Source organism: Microbacterium galbum, from assembly GCF_032464915.1.
GTDB lineage: Bacteria > Actinomycetota > Actinomycetes > Actinomycetales > Microbacteriaceae > Microbacterium > Microbacterium galbum.
This window is the reverse complement of record NZ_JAWDIS010000001.1, coordinates 1,547,983-1,566,474: the sequence shown is the minus strand read 5'-3', so window position 1 is coordinate 1,566,474 and position 18,492 is coordinate 1,547,983. Positions and strand designations below refer to the sequence as shown.

Annotated in this window: 17 protein-coding genes; 5 read left to right on the top strand and 12 right to left on the bottom strand. The window is 69.4% G+C overall.

What is annotated here, in order from left to right; all coding sequences use genetic code 11:
• Window positions 1-71: 71 nt before the first annotated feature.
• The 7 genes from RWH45_RS07355 to RWH45_RS07325 form a co-directional block, all read right to left on the bottom strand.
• Window positions 72-731 (bottom strand): methionine ABC transporter permease, encoded by a 660-nt coding sequence (locus RWH45_RS07355; RefSeq protein ID WP_315994224.1) that lies wholly within the window; start codon window positions 729-731, stop codon window positions 72-74.
• Window positions 728-1,753 carry a methionine ABC transporter ATP-binding protein gene (locus tag RWH45_RS07350; RefSeq protein ID WP_315994223.1) on the bottom strand — a complete coding sequence of 342 codons (1,026 nt, stop codon included), beginning with the start codon at window positions 1,751-1,753 and terminating at the stop codon, window positions 728-730. Before RWH45_RS07350 ends, RWH45_RS07355 begins: the two co-directional genes overlap by 4 nt.
• Window positions 1,750-2,652 (bottom strand): MetQ/NlpA family ABC transporter substrate-binding protein, encoded by a 903-nt coding sequence (locus tag RWH45_RS07345; protein ID WP_315994222.1) that lies wholly within the window; start codon window positions 2,650-2,652, stop codon window positions 1,750-1,752. The genes RWH45_RS07350 and RWH45_RS07345 overlap by 4 nt, the downstream gene beginning before the upstream one ends.
• 166 nt (window positions 2,653-2,818) lie before the next feature.
• Window positions 2,819-5,074, bottom strand: coding sequence for an alpha-L-rhamnosidase (locus RWH45_RS07340; protein WP_315994221.1), 2,256 nt, complete (start codon window positions 5,072-5,074; stop codon window positions 2,819-2,821).
• Window positions 5,075-5,076: 2 nt separating this feature from the next.
• Window positions 5,077-5,916: a carbohydrate ABC transporter permease gene (locus RWH45_RS07335; protein WP_315994220.1), complete on the bottom strand. Its 840-nt coding sequence runs from the start codon at window positions 5,914-5,916 to the stop codon at window positions 5,077-5,079.
• Complete coding sequence (locus RWH45_RS07330) at window positions 5,913-6,854, bottom strand: carbohydrate ABC transporter permease (protein ID WP_315994219.1); 942 nt, start codon at window positions 6,852-6,854, stop codon at window positions 5,913-5,915. The genes RWH45_RS07335 and RWH45_RS07330 overlap by 4 nt, the downstream gene beginning before the upstream one ends.
• Window positions 6,855-6,964: 110 nt before the next feature.
• Entirely contained in the window at window positions 6,965-8,287 is a 1,323-nt protein-coding gene (locus RWH45_RS07325; protein ID WP_315994218.1) for an ABC transporter substrate-binding protein, read from the bottom strand.
• A 175-nt stretch (window positions 8,288-8,462) separates the two neighbouring features.
• Here RWH45_RS07325 and RWH45_RS07320 point away from each other — a divergent pair, with 175 nt between their 5' ends.
• Complete coding sequence (locus tag RWH45_RS07320) at window positions 8,463-9,518, top strand: LacI family DNA-binding transcriptional regulator (RefSeq protein ID WP_315994217.1); 1,056 nt, start codon at window positions 8,463-8,465, stop codon at window positions 9,516-9,518.
• Window positions 9,519-9,578: 60 nt separating this feature from the next.
• On the top strand, window positions 9,579-11,021 hold the full coding sequence (locus tag RWH45_RS07315) for an MFS transporter (protein ID WP_315994216.1): 1,443 nt from the start codon (window positions 9,579-9,581) through the stop codon (window positions 11,019-11,021).
• Here the strand turns inward: RWH45_RS07315 and RWH45_RS07310 are convergent.
• From RWH45_RS07310 to RWH45_RS07290, 5 genes are all read right to left on the bottom strand, one after another.
• On the bottom strand, window positions 11,018-11,194 hold the full coding sequence (locus RWH45_RS07310) for a hypothetical protein (protein WP_315994215.1): 177 nt from the start codon (window positions 11,192-11,194) through the stop codon (window positions 11,018-11,020). The two genes, RWH45_RS07315 and RWH45_RS07310, sit on opposite strands and share 4 nt — an antisense overlap.
• A 24-nt stretch (window positions 11,195-11,218) precedes the next feature.
• Window positions 11,219-12,538, bottom strand: a complete 1,320-nt coding sequence (locus RWH45_RS07305; RefSeq protein ID WP_315994214.1) for a dihydrolipoamide acetyltransferase family protein — start codon at window positions 12,536-12,538, stop codon at window positions 11,219-11,221.
• Window positions 12,539-12,629: 91 nt separating this feature from the next.
• Window positions 12,630-13,607 carry an alpha-ketoacid dehydrogenase subunit beta gene (locus RWH45_RS07300; protein WP_315994213.1) on the bottom strand — a complete coding sequence of 326 codons (978 nt, stop codon included), beginning with the start codon at window positions 13,605-13,607 and terminating at the stop codon, window positions 12,630-12,632.
• Window positions 13,604-14,734 (bottom strand): thiamine pyrophosphate-dependent enzyme, encoded by a 1,131-nt coding sequence (locus RWH45_RS07295; protein WP_315994212.1) that lies wholly within the window; start codon window positions 14,732-14,734, stop codon window positions 13,604-13,606. Before RWH45_RS07295 ends, RWH45_RS07300 begins: the two co-directional genes overlap by 4 nt.
• A 121-nt stretch (window positions 14,735-14,855) precedes the next feature.
• Window positions 14,856-15,932, bottom strand: a complete 1,077-nt coding sequence (locus RWH45_RS07290) for a histidinol-phosphate transaminase (RefSeq protein WP_315994211.1) — start codon at window positions 15,930-15,932, stop codon at window positions 14,856-14,858.
• Between the two features lie 102 nt (window positions 15,933-16,034).
• Here RWH45_RS07290 and RWH45_RS07285 point away from each other — a divergent pair, with 102 nt between their 5' ends.
• The 3 genes from RWH45_RS07285 to purB are packed head-to-tail and all read left to right on the top strand — an operon-like array spanning window position 16,035 to window position 18,411.
• Window positions 16,035-16,439 (top strand): phage holin family protein, encoded by a 405-nt coding sequence (locus RWH45_RS07285; protein ID WP_315994210.1) that lies wholly within the window; start codon window positions 16,035-16,037, stop codon window positions 16,437-16,439.
• Between the two features lie 58 nt (window positions 16,440-16,497).
• Complete coding sequence (locus RWH45_RS07280) at window positions 16,498-17,004, top strand: low molecular weight protein-tyrosine-phosphatase (protein WP_315994209.1); 507 nt, start codon at window positions 16,498-16,500, stop codon at window positions 17,002-17,004.
• A gap of 27 nt (window positions 17,005-17,031) precedes the next feature.
• Entirely contained in the window at window positions 17,032-18,411 is a 1,380-nt protein-coding gene (purB, locus tag RWH45_RS07275) for an adenylosuccinate lyase (RefSeq protein ID WP_315994208.1), read from the top strand.
• Window positions 18,412-18,492: the final 81 nt, after the last annotated feature.

The following is an 18,492-nucleotide window of genomic DNA, read 5'->3' as shown; positions in this document are numbered from 1 at the left end:
CGGGGCGTACCACCGGCGTTTCCTGGACACTCGACAGGGTGAGGGCTGTCGGGGCTTCGCTGGCGCCCGCGTCAGCGCCGCAGGATGCGCTGGGCCAGGGTGTTGCCGAGCAGCTGGCCGGCCTGCACGATCACGACGATGATCGCCACGGTCACCCAGGTCGCCTGCTGGTTGAACTGCTGATAGCCGTAGATGATCGCGAAGTTGCCGAGGCCGCCGCCGCCGATGTACCCCGCCATGGCCGACATGTCGACGACCGCGATGAACATGAAGGTGTACCCGAGGATGAGCGGGGCGAGCGCCTCGGGGATGACGACCCCGAACAGGACGCCGATCCGGCGCGCACCCACGGCGCGCGCCGCCTCGACGGTTCCGGGATCGACCGCGACGAGGTTCTGCTCGACGACGCGGGCGATCACGACGGTCGCCATGATCGTGATCGGGACGATCGCGGCATCCGTCCCCAGGGTCGTGCCCGTCACCGCGCGCGTGACCGGAGCCACCGCGGTGAGGAAGATGATGAACGGGATCGGACGGATGAGGTTGATCACGAGGTTGGCGACGAAGAAGACGACGCGGTTCTCGAACAGGTTGCCCGGCCGCGTGGCGTACAGGAGCGCGCCGATGACGAGTCCCGCGACGCCCGCGATGAGCAGCGACACCGCGACCATGTAGACGGTCTCGCCGATCGACTGCAGCAGCACCGGGGTGAGGGTGTCCCACTTGTTCATGCGGATACCTCCGCCGCGGGAAGGACGACGTCGGTGTGCGCGCGCAGCTCGGCGACGACGGGTGCGAGATCCTCGGCGTGCACGCGATAGGTGAGGGTGCCGAGCTGCTTGCCGAGCACGTCGGTGACCCCGCCGTAGACGACGGAATGACGCGCGCCGTGGCGGTGGAACACGGCCGAGACGTCCTCGCTCGAGAACTCGTTGACCTCGACGCTCACGAGCGAGCCGCCTCCCGCGGCGAGCGCGGACAGGGCCTCTCCGCTCGGCACGCCCTGCGTCACCGCGGCGACGAAGCGCTTGGTCAGGTCGGCGCGGGGGTGCGCGAAAACGCGGTAGGTGTCGCCGCTGTCGACGACGCGGCCGCCGTCCATCACGATGACCTGGTCGCACAATTCGTGGACGATCGAGATCTGATGCGTGATGACGACGATCGTGATGCCCAGGCGCCGGTTGATCTCGCGCAACAGATCGAGCACCTCGGCCGTGGTCTGCGGGTCGAGGGCGCTCGTGGCCTCGTCGGCGAGCAGGATCTGCGGGTTCGTCGCGATCGCGCGCGCGATGCCCACGCGCTGCTTCTGCCCGCCCGACAGGCGTCGCGGGTACTGCTTCGCCTTGTCGCCGATGCCCACGAAGTCGAGCAGCTCGGCCACGCGCTCGTCGCGGTCGGCCTTCTTCCAGCCGGCGACCTTGAGCGGGTAGGCGACATTCGCCGCGACCGTGCGCGAGGTGAAGAGGTTGAACTGCTGGAAGATCATGCCCACACGGCGCCGCAGGTCGCGCAGCTTCGCCTCGGTGGCATCCCCGACGTTCACGCCCAGCACCTCGACGGTGCCCGAGGTGGGCTTCTCGAGACCGTTCAGCAGACGCACGAGCGTCGACTTGCCCGCGCCGGAGTATCCGATGACCCCGACGATCGACCCCTGCTCCACGCTCACCGTGACGTCGTCGACGGCGTTCGTGGAGGAGCGGCGATCGGTGCGGAAACTCTTCGTGACGCCCCGCAGCTCGATGACCGAGGTCATCCCTTCTGTGCCTTGAGGGCGTCTTCGAGGCTGGTGAGCTCGTCCTGCAGCTGCGCGCCCGTCCACTCGGTCTTGAACTGCAGGTTGCCCTGGTTCAGCTCGGTGACCGCCGCCTCGACCTCGGGCGAGTGGTACGCGGCGACGAGCTTCTCCCAGCGCGGGTCGCCCTTCTTGTCGTCGCGGGTGACGAAGGCGTTGATGTAGGGCGCGAGCTGCGGGTTGTTCAGGTCTTCCTTGAAGATGATGAGCTCGTCGCCGAGCCCGCCCTTCTGTGCCTGCGTGTTGTTGACGATTGCGGCCTGCGCGCTGCCGTCCTTGAGCGCGGTGACGGTCTGGTTCGTGTCGACGGGCAGCAGTTCGACCTTGGAGGTGACGATGTCGGCCGGAGTCGAGAGGGCCGTCCCGCCGTCCTTCAGCGTGAGCAGCCCCGCCGTCTGCAGGTTGAGCAGACCGCGAGCGAGGTTCGTCGGGTTGTTCGGGATCGCGACCTTGGCGCCCTCGGGCAGGTCTTTCACGTCGGTGTACTGCTCCGAGTACAGAGCGAGCGGGTACACCGCGGTGGCGCCGACCGGCACGAGCGAGCCGTTGTTCTCGACGTTGAACTGCGAGAGGTAGATGAGGTGCTGGAAGAGGTTCACGTCGAGCTCGCCGTCCTGCACGCCCTGGTTGAGCTGCACGCCGTCGTTGATCGTGCGCACCTCGAGGTCGATGCCTTCGCCTGCGAGCTTCTGCTTCAGCACCGTCCAGTGCGCCTCGTTGCCGTCGTCGGCGCCCAGCACGATGCGGGAGGAGTCATCGGAGGATGCCGCTCCCCCGGCGCACCCGGTGAGGGCGAGGAGGAAGGCTGCGGTGGAGGCGCCGAGGATCGTGGCCAGGCGCGGGGTGCGGTGCGAAGTCATGACACCACGTCAACATGCCCCCGCGCGAGGCTCAAACCGGACCGTTACGGCCCGTAACCGGTCGTCATACGGCGTCATCGATTCGACGGATCGCGCGCTCGGCGGCATCCCCTCGCCGTCGGGGCGTGGCAGGCCGACCGCCGTCACGGGCGGCCTGCCACGGTGATCACACCGCGACGGTCGGTGCGAACTCTGCGGAGAACCGGTGCACGCCGGCTCCGACTTCGGTGTCGACTTCACCGAGCCACACCTCGGCGACCACACCCTCGGGCACCGTCACCTCGAGATGCACGACGCCGCCCTCGCGGCGCCAGGCGACCGCGATCGTGCCGTGCCTGCTGTCGTACGACGTCGACGCGTCGTCGACGCCGTCGATCGGCTGCGGCGCGACGCGCACGCGGGAATATCCGGGCTCCAGCGGCGCGAGTCCCGCCAGCTCGCGATGCATCCAATCGGCCACCGCGCCCAGGGCGTAGTGGTTGAACGACGTCATCTCGCCAGGGTTGATCGTGCCGTCGGGCAGCATCGAGTCCCAGCGCTCCCACACGGTGGTCGCTCCCATGGTCACGGGGTAGAGCCACGACGGGCACTCGCGCTGCAGGAGCAGTCGCCCCGCGGTCTCGAGATGACCGGTGCTGCTCAACGCGTCGAGGATGTACGGCGTGCCGGCGAACCCTGTCGAGATGCGGTGGCCCGCCGCCTCGACGAGCTCCGCGAGGCGGTCGCCCGCCCATGAGAGCTCCTCGTCGTCGAGCAGTCCGAACACGATGGCGAGCGCGTACGACGTCTCGCAGTGATTTCGCAGCCGCTGCTCGTCGCGGGCGACGTACGCCTCGCGGAAGGCGCGCCGCGTCGCGTCGCGGAGGTGCTCGAGCTCGCAGCGCACGTCCCACCGGCCGAGAGCCTCCACGACGCGGACGGCGAGATCCGCGGACCGGTACAGGCACGCGGTGGCCACCAGCCCCCGGTCGGCCTTGGCCGCAGCGGGGTCCTCCGGGGGCGCGTCGGGGTCGAGCCAGTCGCCGAACTGGAACCCGCGGTCCCACAGACCGGTCTCCGACACGAGCGACGACACATGGCGGAGGTGCGCCAGCATCCCCTCGACGTTCTCGGAGAGCACGCGGACATCACCGGATGCCATCCACACGGCCCATGGCACCCAGACGATCGCGTCGCTCCACACCGCCGTCGAGTCGACGGGGGTGATGTCCTCCGGCACGCCCACGTACTTGAGCACATCGGGCACGACGTACGGCACGACCCCGCCCTGGTGCTGCTGCTCGACGGACACGTCGCGCAGCCAGTCGCGCAGGAAATCGCCGACGTCGAAGAGATAAGCGCTGGTGGGTGCGAAGACCGCGATGTCACCGGTCCACCCGAGCCGCTCGTCACGCTGCGGGCAATCGGTGGGCAGGTCGACGAAATTGCCCCGCGTGCTGTTGACGACGTTCTCGTGCAGCTGGTTCAGCAGGGGGTCGGAGCTCGAGAACGTGCCGGTGCGCCGCAGGCGCGAGCTGATGCGCACCGCTTCGAGTCCACCCCGGCGTACGGCATCCACCCCTCCGGGCCACCCGTCGACCTCCACGTAGCGGAAGCCGTGGAACGTGAAGCGGGGCTCGAAGACGTCGGTGCCCCCGGAGAGGATGAATCGATCCGTTGCGCGGGCCGAACGCAGGGGACGGATGCCGATCTCGTCCTTCTCGAGAACCTCGGCGTGCCGCAGCGTCACCACGCCGCCGGACTCGCCGGTGACCTCGGCGCGGACCCAGCCGACGAGGTTCTCACCGAAGTCGACGATCAGCCGACCCGTGGGCGAAAGCCACGCGTCGCGGACCGGGAGCGTCTCCACGGGGACGACGGGGGGTCCGACATAGGGTTCGAACCGCACGGAGGGGACGTCGATCACCTCGACCGGCACCTCGGGCGAGGCGGCTCCGCGACGACGGGCGTCGATGGTCTGCCCGTGGTACAGGTCGTCGGACACCGTGTCGGAAGCCCGGACCGACCACGAGTCGTCGGTCGCCCAGACCTGCGTGCGCCCGTCGGCGAAGACGAGCTCGATCTCGGCGATCGCGGCGAGGCGGTCGCCGTAGACACCGGTCGCTCCCATCCAGGTCAGGCTCCCGCGGTACCAGCCGTTGCCGAGGGTGAGCTCCAGCGTCGACTCGGCGGCGACGAGAGCGGTGACGTCGGTCTCCGCGACCCGCACGCGCCACTCGTAACTCGACCATCCGGGGGTCAGGAGCTCGTCGGAGACACGGATGCCGTTGATGGCCGCCTCGACGACACCGAGCGCCGAGTACCGCAGGGTGGCGCGCACCGGCTCACCGTGATCGAGGTCGAGGACGAAGCGGCCGATGAGAGTCGGAGCGCCGCCGCCCACGGGCGCTGCCGGGGAGATGAGGAGAGCAGTGGGGAACATGGTCAGCCCTTGATCGCCCCGCTGGTCATGCCCGCCACGATCTGGCGGTTGAAGAAGACGTACATGACGAGGGGCGGGATGGTGATGAGGAGGATGTCAGCGAACAGCAGGTTGAACTGCCCGGCACTGGTCGAGCTCGAGGCATAGGCGTAGAGGGTCAGCTGCACGGTCGCGTTGGCGTCTCCCGGGAGGAAGTACAGCGGGTTGGCGAAGTCGTTCAAGACAGCGACCGACTGCACGACGATGACCGTGACGATCACCGGTTTGAGCAGCGGCAGCACCACCTGGAAGAACAGTCGGATCGGCCCCGCGCCGTCGATGAGGGCGGCCTCGTCGAGCTCGCGGGGGATCGTGGAGACGAAGGCCCGGAACAGCAGGATGCAGAACGACAGGCCGAACGTCGCCTCGATGAGGATGAGACCGCCGAGGGTCTTGAACAGCCCGAGACCCTGAAGAACCCAGATGGTGGGCACGACCGCGGGAGGGACGATCAGCCCCGCGAGCACGAAGAAGTTGACCACGCCGTTCCAGCGCGACTTCTTGCGCTGCAGCACGTAGCCGACCATCGCCGCCAGCACGACCATGACCACCACGCTCGCCACCGTGAGCACGATGCTGTTGGCGAAGGCGCGGATCAGGATGCCGTTGCGATCGGCGAGGACCGCGGCGATGTTGTCCCACAGCTTCCACTCGGTGGGCCAGCTGAAGGCGAGCATCGACGCCTCGGGCGCGGTCTTGGCCGCGGTGACCAGGATGAAGGCGAAGGGCACGAGGAAGACGACGACCGACACGACGATGGCGATCGTGCCGACGGTCCACCGCCGCAGGGCGAGGCGGGTCATGCGTCCACGCTCCTTTTGTTGATGAACATCGAGATGGGGATCATGACCGCCGTCACGACGATGAAGAGGACGACGTTGCCCGCGGTCGACAAGCCGTAGAAGCCGGCTTGGTACTGCTTGTAGATCACGGACGCGATGACGTCCGAGCTGAAGCCCGGGCCGCCCTTCGTCATCGCCCAGATCAGATCGAACGAGCGCAGACCACCGATGAGCGACAGGATCACGACCGTCCCGGTCGCCGGCCACGACAGCGGGAAGGTGATGTTGCGGAACACCTTCCACGCACTCGCTCCATCGACACGGGCGGCCTCGAAGTACTCCTGCGGGATCGCGACGATCCCGGCGATGTAGATGAGCGTGGCGATCCCGAGCCCCTTCCACACGTCGACCAGCGCCACGCTGATCAACGCGAGATTCGGATCCGTCAGCCACCCCGGACCCTGGATGCCGAACACCGACAGGGCACCGTTGACGAGGCCGTCGAACGGATCCAGCAGCACCTTGAAGGTCAGGCCCACCCCGATGGTCGAGACGAGCACGGGGAAGAACGTGACGGCCCGCAGGTAACCACGGCCGATGATCTCCGAGGTCAGCAGCACGGCGAGCGCGAGTCCGAGGACCACCTTCAGGCCGCTCGTGACGACGGCGTAGATCAGCGTGTGCAGGAATGCCTGCGAGAGCTGCGGGTCGGAGAAGAACTGGACGAAGTTGTCGAGCCCGATGAACTGGACGTCGAAGAGCGACCATCGGGTGAGGCTGAAGTAGAACGATGCGAATGTCGGCACGGCGAACAGCACCACGTACAGGGCGGCCGCGGGGATGTAGAACCACGACGGGTACATGCTGCGCGCTTTACGACCCGCCCGTGTCGCGGGGGGCACGCCTCCGCGCCGGTTCCGCACCTGGGGCGGCACCACATTGGCGAACGTCTGGGCCATCGTCACTCCTTCGTGGGGGAAGAGCGGGGCCGGAGAGGGGGTCTCCGGCCCCGCGATGTGCGGCGGAAAAGGGGCACCGACCGCACGGGGGCGCTGGATTCAGCGCGTTCTCACCAGCCGGCGAGGCCGAGTTGCTGGGCCTGCTTCTTCACGTCGTCGTCGTAGGCGGCGGCGCCGTCCTGCGCGCTCGAGATGCCGGAGCCGACGCTGATGGCGATGTTCTCGAGGTTCGGCCCCTTGACGGGAGAGAGGAACTCGAGGGCGGGAGCGCTCTTGCCCTCGTCGACGTACTTCTGGATCTCCGCGACCAGGGGCGCGGCGTCCGACGGCACAGAGCAGGAGCTGATCGAGAACGGACCGCCCGCGACGAAGTTGGCGTTCTGGACGTCGCAGCCCTCCGACGAATTGACGAAGGAGACGAACTTCTTCGCGGCGTCGAGCTTGGCCCCGTCCGTCGACTTCGGGATGTAGACCGCGTTGGGCTCCCAGACGGTCAGCGTGGTGTTCGCTGCCTTGTCGGCCGGCATGGCGAAGAAGCCGATGTCGTCGACTGCGTCGGGGGTGGATTGCTCGATGTTGCTGAGAACAGCGCTCGAGAGCATCGGGTACATCGCGGCCTTGCCCGTGGCCAGGGCGGCCGAGCCCTCGGCGGCGGTCGCGGTGGCGAAGTCGGCGTTGAAGAGACCCTTGTCGAAAGCGTCCTGGAGGTGGGTGAAACCGGCCAGAGCGGGCTCCTGCGCGAACTTCGCTTGGTTGGCGGTGAAGTCCTCGGCCCACTTCCGGTCCTGCGTGAGGACGTTGCCGAAGTCGGCGAGGAGGAAGAGCTGCGAGGTCCAGGTGTCGCCGTAGGTCTGCTCGATCGGTGTGATCCCCGCGGCCTTGATCTTCTCGGCGGCGGCGACCAGCGATGACCAGTCGGTCGGCACGCTAATACCGAGGTCGGAGAAGACCTTCGTGTTGTAGGCGATGCCGCCCGCCATCGACGTTCCCAGGGGCGCGCCGTAGGTGCCGCTGTCGGTGGAGACGACGGTCTTGAAGTTGTCGGTGACCTCGGAGACCCACGACTCGTCCGCAAGGTCGACGAGCGTCTGGTCGGGGTTCAGCGCCTGGAAGAGCGACCCCGTGTTGTAGAAGAAGACGTCGTCCATCTCGCCGGTCGACAGCTGGGTCTTGACGAGGTTGTCTCCCTCGGTGCCGCCCGGGCGGGTGTTGAGGGTGACGGTGATGTCGGGGTTGGCCTTCTCGAACGCGGAGATGAGCGCGTTGCCGGTGGCGATGGAGTCGTCGCCGTTGGTGGTCAGGAAGGTGATCTCGACCTTCCCGTCGGCGGAGCCGCCGCCCGCTCCACCGGAGCAACCGGCGAGGGCCAGGGCGGTGAGGCCGACACCGGCGACGACGATCGTCGCCCGGCGCGGGGTGATGAATGAGGACACTGCTTACCTCCTTGTAAGGGGCCGGGTGCTGGGCACTCCGACCGGTGCGACGCCTCGGGACTCAGGTGCGAGATTGAGTGTAAACCGATCTACACCAGGCGGCGAAGCGAGAATAAACCGAGTAGCGGGATTTCGTCAACCGATCTACATTGAGAGCAACGACCGAAGGAGCTCGATGCCGGACAATGCATCACCCGCGGGGCCGCCGACCCGCGCCGCGACGATTGAAGACGTCGCACAGCACGCCGGCGTGTCCAAGGCCGCCGTGTCGAAGGTGATCCGCGACGCCTACGGCGTGAGCGATCGGATGCGCGAGCGGGTCACGGCCTCCATCGCCGCACTCGACTACCGCCCTCGCGTGGCGGCGCGAGCGATGCGCGGGTCGACGGCGACGATCGGCGTGCAGCTCCCGCAGGTCGACAACGAGTTCTTCACGCGCATCCTCACCGGTATCGTGCAGGAGCTCAACGCCTCGGCCTACCGATTGATCATCGCCCCGATGGCCGACCCGGTCAGCGGGACGGCCGCGCTCGAAAGCCTCTACGACCGGCAGGTCGACGGCATCATCGCCGTCGCTCCAGCCGTCCCCCAAGCCTGGCTCGAGGGCCTCGCGCGGCGCGTCCCGCTCGTTCAGGTCGGCCAGCACGACCATCCTCAGCACTACGACGTCGTGGTCGGCGACGACGATGCCGGTGCGCGCCTGGTGATGGAGCACCTCTTCGATGCGGGTCACACCCGGATCGTGCACGTGACGAACGACGAGCGGATCCTCGTCGAACCCCGCACCGACCCGCACCCGCGGCGCCTGCGCGTCTACGAGAGCATGATGCGCGCGCGCGGGCTCGAGCCCGACGTCATCCGTATCGACTCGTCCGATCACGACACACGGCACACGGTGATCGACCTCCTCGACCGCGCGACACCGCCGACGGCGCTGTTCGCGGGTCACGACTCGCTGGCGCTGGCGGCCCTCGAGGTCTCCGCCGAACGGGGAGTGGGCGCCGCGGAGTTCGCGGTCGTCGGCTACGACGACGTGCCGATCGCCAGCCACCCCCTGATCGGGCTCTCCACCGTCGACCAGCACGGTCAGGAGATGGGCGCCACCGCGGCGCAGCTTCTGCTGGAACGGATCGGGGGTCGTCACGACGCGCAGCGCCGCGTGTTCTCTCCGGCCCTGCGGGTGCGGGCGACCAGCGGATCCGGTCCCGCAGGGAGCGATCGGACGCTCTGAGGCCTCCCTCTCCCCCGCCGAGGCCCGGCGCTGTCTCCCGGGCGGCTAGCCTGGGTGGTGATGTCACGGGATGAGAACGCGCGAAGAAGACTCTCCCGGAACAGCCCGCAGGGGCTCGTCGTCCTGGTTCTGGCACTGGCGGGGCTGTGCTCCTCGTTCATGTTCACCCTGGTGGTGCCGATCCAGTCGCAGCTTCCGCAGCTGCTGAACGCCTCCCGAGACGACACCGCCTGGGTCGTGACCTCGACCCTGCTGGCGGCGGCCGTGATCACGCCCATCGCCGGCCGGCTCGGCGACATGTACGGCAAGCGGCGCATCGTGCTCGTGCTGCTGGTCGTCATGATCATCGGCTCGGTCGTTGCCGCCTTGTCGACCGGGATCAGCGGCATGATCATCGGTCGCGCTCTGCAGGGCGCCATCGTCGGCGTCGTCCCTCTGGGCATCTCGATCATGCGCGACGTGCTGCACGAGAACCGCGTCGACAGCGCCATCGCGCTGATGAGCGCGACCCTCGGGGTCGGCGGCGCACTGGGCCTGCCGATCAGCGCTCTGGTCGCCGAGAACACCGACTGGCACTGGCTGTTCTGGATCGCCGGAGCGCTCGGCGCGGTGGTCTTCGGGCTGATCCTCTGGATCGTCCCGGTCAGCGTGCTGCGCACCGCCGGACGCTTCGACTATCTCGGCGCGGTGGGCCTGGCGGTCGGCCTGATCGGCGTGCTGCTGGCCGTCTCCCGCGGGAACACGTGGGGCTGGACGTCACCGCTCACGCTGTCGCTCGCGATCGGTGGAGTCGTCGTGCTGCTGCTGTGGGGCTGGTTCGAGCTCCGCATCAAGAACCCACTGCTCGACCTGCGGGTCGCCGCGCGCCGCCCCGTGCTGCTCACGAACCTGGCATCCATCGCCATGGGCTTCGCGCTGTTCACCTCGAACGTCGCCTACCCGCAGATGCTCGAGCTGCCGGTGGCGACCGGAGTGGGACTCGGACTGTCGCTGCTGGCCGCGAGCCTGGTCGTCATGCCGTCGGGGCTGGTGATGATGGTGCTCTCGCCCATCTCGGGCACGCTCGCGCGCACGATCGGGCCGCGGGTGCTTCTCGTCGCCGGGTCGATCTCGCTCATCCTCGCGTACGGATTCAGTCTGATCTTCTCGACCGAGGTGTGGCACTTCGTCGTCGCCAACGTCCTGATCGGGTTCGGCATCGGCTTCGGGTACGCGGCCATGCCGATGCTCATCATGCGCGCCGTGCCGCCGACCGAGACGGGGGCGTCGAACGGCCTGAACGCCCTCGCGCGCTCCCTCGGAACCAGCACGGCCGCCGCGATCGTCGGCGTGGTGCTCGCGACGCTCTCGACCGGCGACGGCGAGACCCGTGTGCCGACGGCGCAGGCGTTCCAGGTGTCGTTCCTGCTGGGCATCGGGGCGGCTGCGGTCGCGCTCGTGCTGGCGCTGCTCATCCCGACGCGGCCGGCACCGCGCGCCGAGCGGTCATCGCTGCCCGATTAGTCGTCGCGGGACGCGCGCCGCCTGCGTCGCAGCCACGCCGACAGACGCGCGGTGTGGCGGTCGGTGAACTCGTTCGACAAGGCGAGGGCCTCGGCGCCGATGTCGGCACCCTCGTCGATCGCGCGCAGCGCACGCAGGGCCCGTTCCTCCGGGCTCTCGGCGTCAGGCTCCATGAAGTCCACGCTACGCGGCCCGCATCAGTCCAGCAGCAGCGCCGGCTCCTCCAGAACGGATGCCACGTCCGCGATGAACCGGGAGATCCCGTCCCCGTCGACCACGCGGTGATCGAACGAGCCCGACACCGTGGTCACCCAGCGCGGGCGCACCTCGCCGTCGACGACCCACGGCTTCTGCCGGATGGCGCCCAGGGCGATGATGCCGGCCTCACCGGGGTTGATGATCGGAGTTCCGGCATCCACTCCGAAGACGCCGATGTTGGTGATCGTGAACGTGCCGCCGGTCTGATCAGCGGGGCTCGTCTTGCCCTCGCGCGCGGTGAGCGTGAGGTTCTCGAGCGCCTTGGCGAGCTCTCGGGTCTTCATCGCCTGCGCGTCTTTGATGTTCGGAACGAGCAGGCCGCGGGGGGTCGCGGCGGCGATGCCGAGGTTGACGTAGTGGCGCACACGGATCTGCGCGCCGTCTTCGGTGTCGACCCAGGCGGCGTTGATCATCGGCGTGCGACGCAGCGCCCAGATCACCGCGCGAGCCATGATCAGCAGCGGCGAGATCTTGACGTCGGCGAAGTCGGGCGAGGCCTTGAGGCGCTTGACGAGCTCCATGGTGCGCGAGGCGTCGACGTCGACCCACACCGAGACGTGCGGGGCCGAGTAGGCGCTCGAGGTCATCGCGTTGGCGGTGGCCTTGCGCACGCCGCGGACGGGGATCGACTCTTCACGCGCGTCGGCCGCGGGAGCGGCGACGGATGCCGCGGGGGCGGCGACCGGGATCGTCTCCTCGCGCACCTCGCCCCACGCGGGCGTCTCGATGTTGCGGAACACGCTCGCCTGCTCGGCGTGCTTCACGACGTCGTCGCGGGTGACCTCGCCCGCGGGGCCGCTGGGGGTCACGGCCGAGAGGTCGACGCCGAGGTCGCGCGCGAGCTTGCGGATCGGGGGCTTCGCGACGACACCGACGGAGGCCTTCACGGGGCGCTCCGCGGGCTTGCGCCGACGCGACGACACCGCACCGCCCGTGCCGTAGCCGACGAGCACCGCTCCGCCGGGGTCGCTGGGCTCGGGAACCGTGGCGGGGGCCGCGGGCGCCGGAGTGCCGGCATCCGCAGCCCCGATCGTGATGATCGGCGCACCGACCTCGACGGTGGAACCCTCGGATGCCAGCAGCTCGCCGACCGTGCCGGAGTACGGCGACGGGAGCTCGACGAGCGACTTGGCCGTCTCGATCTCGACGATCACGTCATTGACGGCGACGGTGTCGCCCGGGGCGACGCGCCACTGCACGATCTCGGCCTCGGTGAGGCCTTCCCCGACGTCGGGAAGGACGAAGGTCTGCTCGGTCACGGTGTGTCCTTTGCTCGGGAGCCAGCTTGCCACCGGCGATGCCGCAACGGAATGTTCCGGCGGCGGGAGGGCCTGACGGCCGGAGGGAGGGTCAGTACGCGAGAGACCGGTCGACGGCCTCGAGGATGCGGTCGGCGTCGGGCAGGTAGGTGCCTTCGAGCTTCGCGGGAGGGAAGGGCACGTCGAAGCCCGACACGCGCAGCACGGGCGCCTCGAGCGCGAAGAACGCCTTCTCCATGACGGTCGCGGCGATCTCGGAGCCGAGGGACGTGAAGCCCGGCGCCTCCTGCGCGTAGACCAGGCGTCCGGTGCGGCGCACCGAGTCGAGCAGCGGGCCGTAGTCGACGGGTGAGAGCGAACGCAGGTCGATGACCTCGCAGCTCGTGCCCTCGCTCTCGGCGAGCGCGGCCGCCTGCAGCAGCGTCGTGACCATCGCGCCATGGCCGACGAGCGTGACGTCGGTGCCGCGGCGGACGATGCGGCTCGCGTGCAGCGGAAGCGCCGGGGCCTCGAGGTCGACCTCGCCCTTCTGCCAGTACTTGGCCTTCGGCTCGAGGAAAACGACGGGGTCGGGCGAATCGATTGCCTGCTGGATCATCCAGTACGCGTCGTTCGCGTTCGAGGGGCTGACGACCCGCAGACCCGCGGTGTGCGTGAAATACGCCTCGGGGCTCTCCTGGTGGTGCTCCACCGCGCCGATGTGCCCGCCGTAGGGGATGCGGATGACGACGGGCATGCGCACCGCGCCCTCGTGACGGTTCGTGATCTTCGCCAGCTGCGAGGTGATCTGGTCGAACGCGGGGAAGACGAAGCCGTCGAACTGGATCTCGAGCACCGGACGGAACCCGCCCATGGCGAGACCGATCGCGGTGCCGACGATGCCCGACTCCGCGAGCGGGGAGTCGATGACCCGGCGCGGGCCGAAGTCCTTCTGCAGCCCCTCGGTCACGCGGAAGACGCCGCCGAGCGGGCCGATGTCCTCGCCCATGAGCAGGACGCGGTCGTTCGTCTCGAGGGCGCGGCGGAGGCCCGCGTTCAGAGCCCGGCTGATGGGCAGGTTCTCGGTCACTGCGCTCCCCCTTCCATCGACGCCTCGTAGTCGTCGAGCCAGCGCTGCTCCTCCTGGATCAACGCGTGCGCCTCGGAGTACACGCTCTCGAACATGTGCACCCGCGGGATGGCGCCGAGCTCGTTCGTGCGCACGCGCACGTCGTCGGCGAGGGCGGCACCCTCGGCATCCGCGTCGTCGAAGAACTGCTGCGAGGCGCCGCGGCCCTCGAGGTACGCGCGCATGCGGGCGATCGGGTCGCGCCCGGCCCACGCCTTCTCCTCGTCGGAGGTGCGGTACTTCGTGGGGTCGTCGCTGGTCGTGTGCGCACCCATGCGGTAGGTCATGGCCTCGATCGCGCGCGGTCCGAAGCCTGCCCGCGCCTCATCGAGGGCGGTCTTCGACACGGCGTAGCTGGCGAGCACGTCGTTGCCGTCGACCTGCAGGCTCGGGATGCCGTATCCCTCGCCGCGCTTGTACAGCGGCGAGCGCGACTGCGTCGCGACGGGGACCGAGATCGCCCACTGGTTGTTCTGCAGGAAGAAGACCTCGGGGGTCTGGAAGCTCGCGGCGAAGACCATCGCCTCGTGCACGTCGCCCTGGCTGGAGGCACCGTCGCCGTAGTAGACGATGACGGCCTCGTCGCGCTCGGGGTCGCCCGTTCCGCTCTTGCCGTCGAACACCAGTCCCATGGCGAGGCCCGTGGCGTGCAGCGTCTGCGCGCCGAGCACGAGCGTGTAGATGTGCGTGTTGCCGTTCTTCGGGTCGGTCGGGTCCCACCCGCCGTGGGTGAGGCCGCGCATCAGCCGGATGATGTCGATCGGGTCGACCCCGCGGATACGGGTGACCACGTGCTCGCGGTACGAGGGGAAGATGTGGTCCTGCGCGCGCGCGGCACGGGCGGAGCCGACCTGGGCGGCCTCCTGCCCGAAGGACGGCGGCCAGAGGGCGAGCTGGCCCTGGCGCTGCAGGTTGGTGGCCTGCACGTCGAATGCGCGGATCGAGACCATGTCGCGGTAGAAGGTCTCGAGCTCGGCGTCGGTGAGGGCGTCGATGAGCGGCAGGTAGCGCTCGGCGGCCGGCGTGGGGGCCAGCGTGCCGTCGGCTGCCAGAACGCGCACGAGAGCGGGGTCGTCGAGCGGGGTCATGCACCCACGCTAACGCGCGGCCCATGCGCGAGACCGCATGAGGTGCACAACGGATGCCGCGATTCGGCGTGGACGTCGGACAAACGGACGCCGTGCCTTGCGCCCGAGCCGGCGCCGCGCGTCAGCGCGGTGCGGTGGCTGCGGCGACCTCGACGACGCGATCGAGGGACTCCTCTTCGCCGATGGACACGCGGATGCCGTCGCCGGGGAACGGGCGCACGATCAGCCCGGCCTCCTCGAACGCGGCCGCGACCTCGGCCGTGCGCTCTCCGGCCGCGAACCACACGAAATTTCCCTGAGCGTCGGGCACGTCCCACCCGGTCTCGCGCAGGCGCGCGACGAGACGGTCACGACGCTCGGCGATGACCCCGACGCGGTGCAGCAGCTCGCTCTCGGCATCGAGGCTCGCCAACGCGGCGGCTTCACCGGCAGCCGTGACCGACAGCGGGATCGCGGTGCTGCGGGCGGCGTCGAGCACGCCGGTGTGGCCGACGGCGTAGCCGACGCGAAGGCCCGCGAGGCCGTAGGCCTTGGAGAACGTGCGGAGGACGACGACGTTCGGGCGCGCCAGCACGGCACGCACGCGACCGCCTTCGACCGAGGAGGTGTCGGTGACGAACTCGGCGTAGGCCTCGTCGAGCACGACCAGCACGTCGCGCGGCACCCGGTCGACGAAGGCGACGAACTCGTCGTAACCGACCGTGGGGCCGGTGGGGTTGTTGGGGCTGCACACGATCACCAGACGCGTGCGCTCGGTGACCGCATCGGCCATCGCGGGTAGGTCGTGGCGGAAGTCGGCGGTCAGCGGAACCTGCACGCTCGTCGCGCCCGCGACGGCGACCAGCGAGGGGTACGCCTCGAACGAGCGCCAGGCGTAGACGACCTCGTCGCCCGGGCCCGAGGTGGCCAGCAGCAGCTGGGCGAGGATCGAGACGCTGCCGGCGGCGACGTGCACCTCGTCGGCCGAGACGCCGTACCGCGCGGCGAGGCGTTCGCGCAGCCGCGCGGCCGTGGCATCCGGATAGCGGTTGAAGGCACCGGCCGCGCGGACCGCGTCGAGGACGCCGGGAAGCGGCTCGAAGGGGTTCTCGTTGCTCGACAGCTTGAACGCGTCGGGGCTCGCCTGCTTGCCCTGTCGATACGCGGGCAGGGCGGCGATCTCGGGACGGATACGGGGCAGGACCGGGTCTTCGCTCACATCGCGAGCCTAACCGCGAGACGTCGCCGCGCGTCAGACCCCACTTCTCCCCCGGTGGAGGGATCCCTGCCGCGACACGACCCCGCGTGCCACGATGAGGGCATGCGCTTCGTCGTCCGCGTCGCCGTCAACGCCTTCGCCCTCTGGATCGTCACCCTGCTGCCCGCGCTGCAGGTGCGCCTCATCCCGTTCGCCCCCGGCGAGTGGCTGCAGGTGCTGCTGACCCTGCTCCTGGTGGGCCTCATCTTCGCGATCGTCAACAGCGTCGTCGGCACCATCGTGAAGATCATCGCGATCCCTCTGTACATCCTCACCCTCGGGTTGATCTCGCTGATCATCAACGGCTTCCTGCTGTGGCTGACGGGCGTCATCACCGAGAACTGGGACTGGGGCCTGCGCACGGGCGAGTTCTGGCTGACGGTCGTCGCCGCGCTGCTCATCGGCATCATCAACGCCGTGCTCGGCGGCATCCTGCGTCCGCGCCGCGACGATCGGGCGCGAAACTGAGGGCCGTCGCACGCAGCACACTGATGCGCGCGCGCCGCTTCCCCGCCATGATGGAGGGATGACCGCGAGTGCCGACGCGCCCTTCCGCGTCGTGTTCGTCTGCAGCGGCAACATCTGCCGGTCGCCGATGGCCGATGTGGTCTTCCGGCGCATCGCCGAGACGTCGGGGCTGAGCACCCGCGTGTCGTCGAGTTCGGCCGGCACGGGCGACTGGCACGTCGGCGAACGCGCCGACCACCGCACGCTGCACGCGCTCGAGCGCCTCGGCTACGACGGATCCGCGCACCGCGCGCGGCAGTTCTCCTTCGCCGACTTCGACCGCAACGACCTCGTCGTCGCCCTCGACCGCAGCCACGAGCGCGTGCTGCGCGGGTGGGCGCGCAGTGACGACGACGCCGACAAGATCGCTCTGCTGCAGTCGTTCCTGTCCGATGCCGAGACCCTCGACGTGCCCGACCCGTACTACGCCGGACCGCCGATGTTCGACGAGGTGCTCGGTATGATCGAACGCGCCAGCCGCGCCCTGTTCCGGCAGCTCGAGCCCGCCATCCGTTCCGCGGGCTGACCCTTTCGCGCGACCCCCGGGAGACCCGTGTCCGCTCTGCCTCCGCAGCCCCTCAGCCCGCTCGACGGCCGCTACTTCGGCGCCGTGTCCGAACTCGGCGACTACCTGTCGGAGGCGGGCCTGAACCGCGCCCGCGTCGAGGTCGAGGTCGAGTGGCTCCTCGCCCTCACCGATCGCTCGCTCTTCGGCACCTCGCCCGTGTCCGACGCCGACCGCGCGAAGCTCCGCGCGCTCTACGAGGAGTTCGGCGCCGACGAGATCGCCTGGCTCGCCGACAAGGAGGCCGTGACGCGCCACGACGTCAAGGCCGTCGAGTACCTCGTGCGCGACCGCCTCGACACCCTCGGCCTCACCGCCCTCGCCGAGCTGACGCACTTCGCGTGCACCAGCGAGGACATCAACTCCACCGCCTACGCGCTCACCGTGCAGCGCGCGGTGGAGCGCGTGTGGCTGCCGAAGCTCCGCTCGGTCACCTCCGCGCTCGCCGAGCTCGCGGTGCGGCACCGCGACGCCGCGATGCTCTCGCGCACGCACGGCCAGCCCGCCACGCCCACCACGATGGGCAAGGAGATCGGCGTCTTCGCGTGGCGCCTCGAGCGCGTCATCCGTCAGCTGGATGCCGGGGAGTACCTCGCGAAGTTCTCCGGAGCCACCGGCACCTGGTCGGCGCACGTCGCGGCCGAGCCCGACGTCGACTGGCCGGAGATGACCCGCTCGTTCATCGAGTCGCTCGGCCTGGGCTTCAACCCGGTCACGACGCAGATCGAGTCGCACGACTGGCAGGTCGAGCTGTACGACCGTGCGCGCCACGCGGGCGGCATCCTGCACAACCTGGCGACGGACATCTGGACGTACATCTCGCTCGGCTACTTCACGCAGATCCCCGTCGCGGGCGCGACCGGGTCGTCGACGATGCCGCACAAGATCAACCCGATCCGCTTCGAGAACGCCGAGGCCAATCTCGAGATCGCCGGTGGACTGTTCGCCACCTTGGCATCCACGCTCGTCACGAGCCGCATGCAGCGCGACCTCACCGACTCCACCACCCAGCGCAACATCGGCGTCGCCTTCGGGCACTCGCTGCTCGCGCTCGACAACCTGCAGCGCGGCCTCACCGAGATCTCGCTCGCGGAGGACGTGCTGCTCGCCGACCTCGACACGAACTGGGAAGTGCTCGCCGAGGCGATCCAGACGGTCGTGCGCGCCGAGATCGCCGCGGGTCGCTCGCGGATCACCGACCCCTACGCGCTGCTCAAGGACCTCACGCGCGGACGCCGCGTCGGCGGTCCCGAGCTCGCGGAGTTCGTCCGCGGACTCGACATCGGCGACGCCGCGAAGGAGCGCCTGCTCGCGCTCACCCCCGCCGCCTACGCGGGTCTCGCGTCGCAGGTGGTCGACTCGCTGTAAGCACCGCGATCGCCCCGGGACCGTTCGACGGCTCCCGGGGCGATCGCCTGCCCGTCGTCGTCACGGGCCGCACCCGCGGTC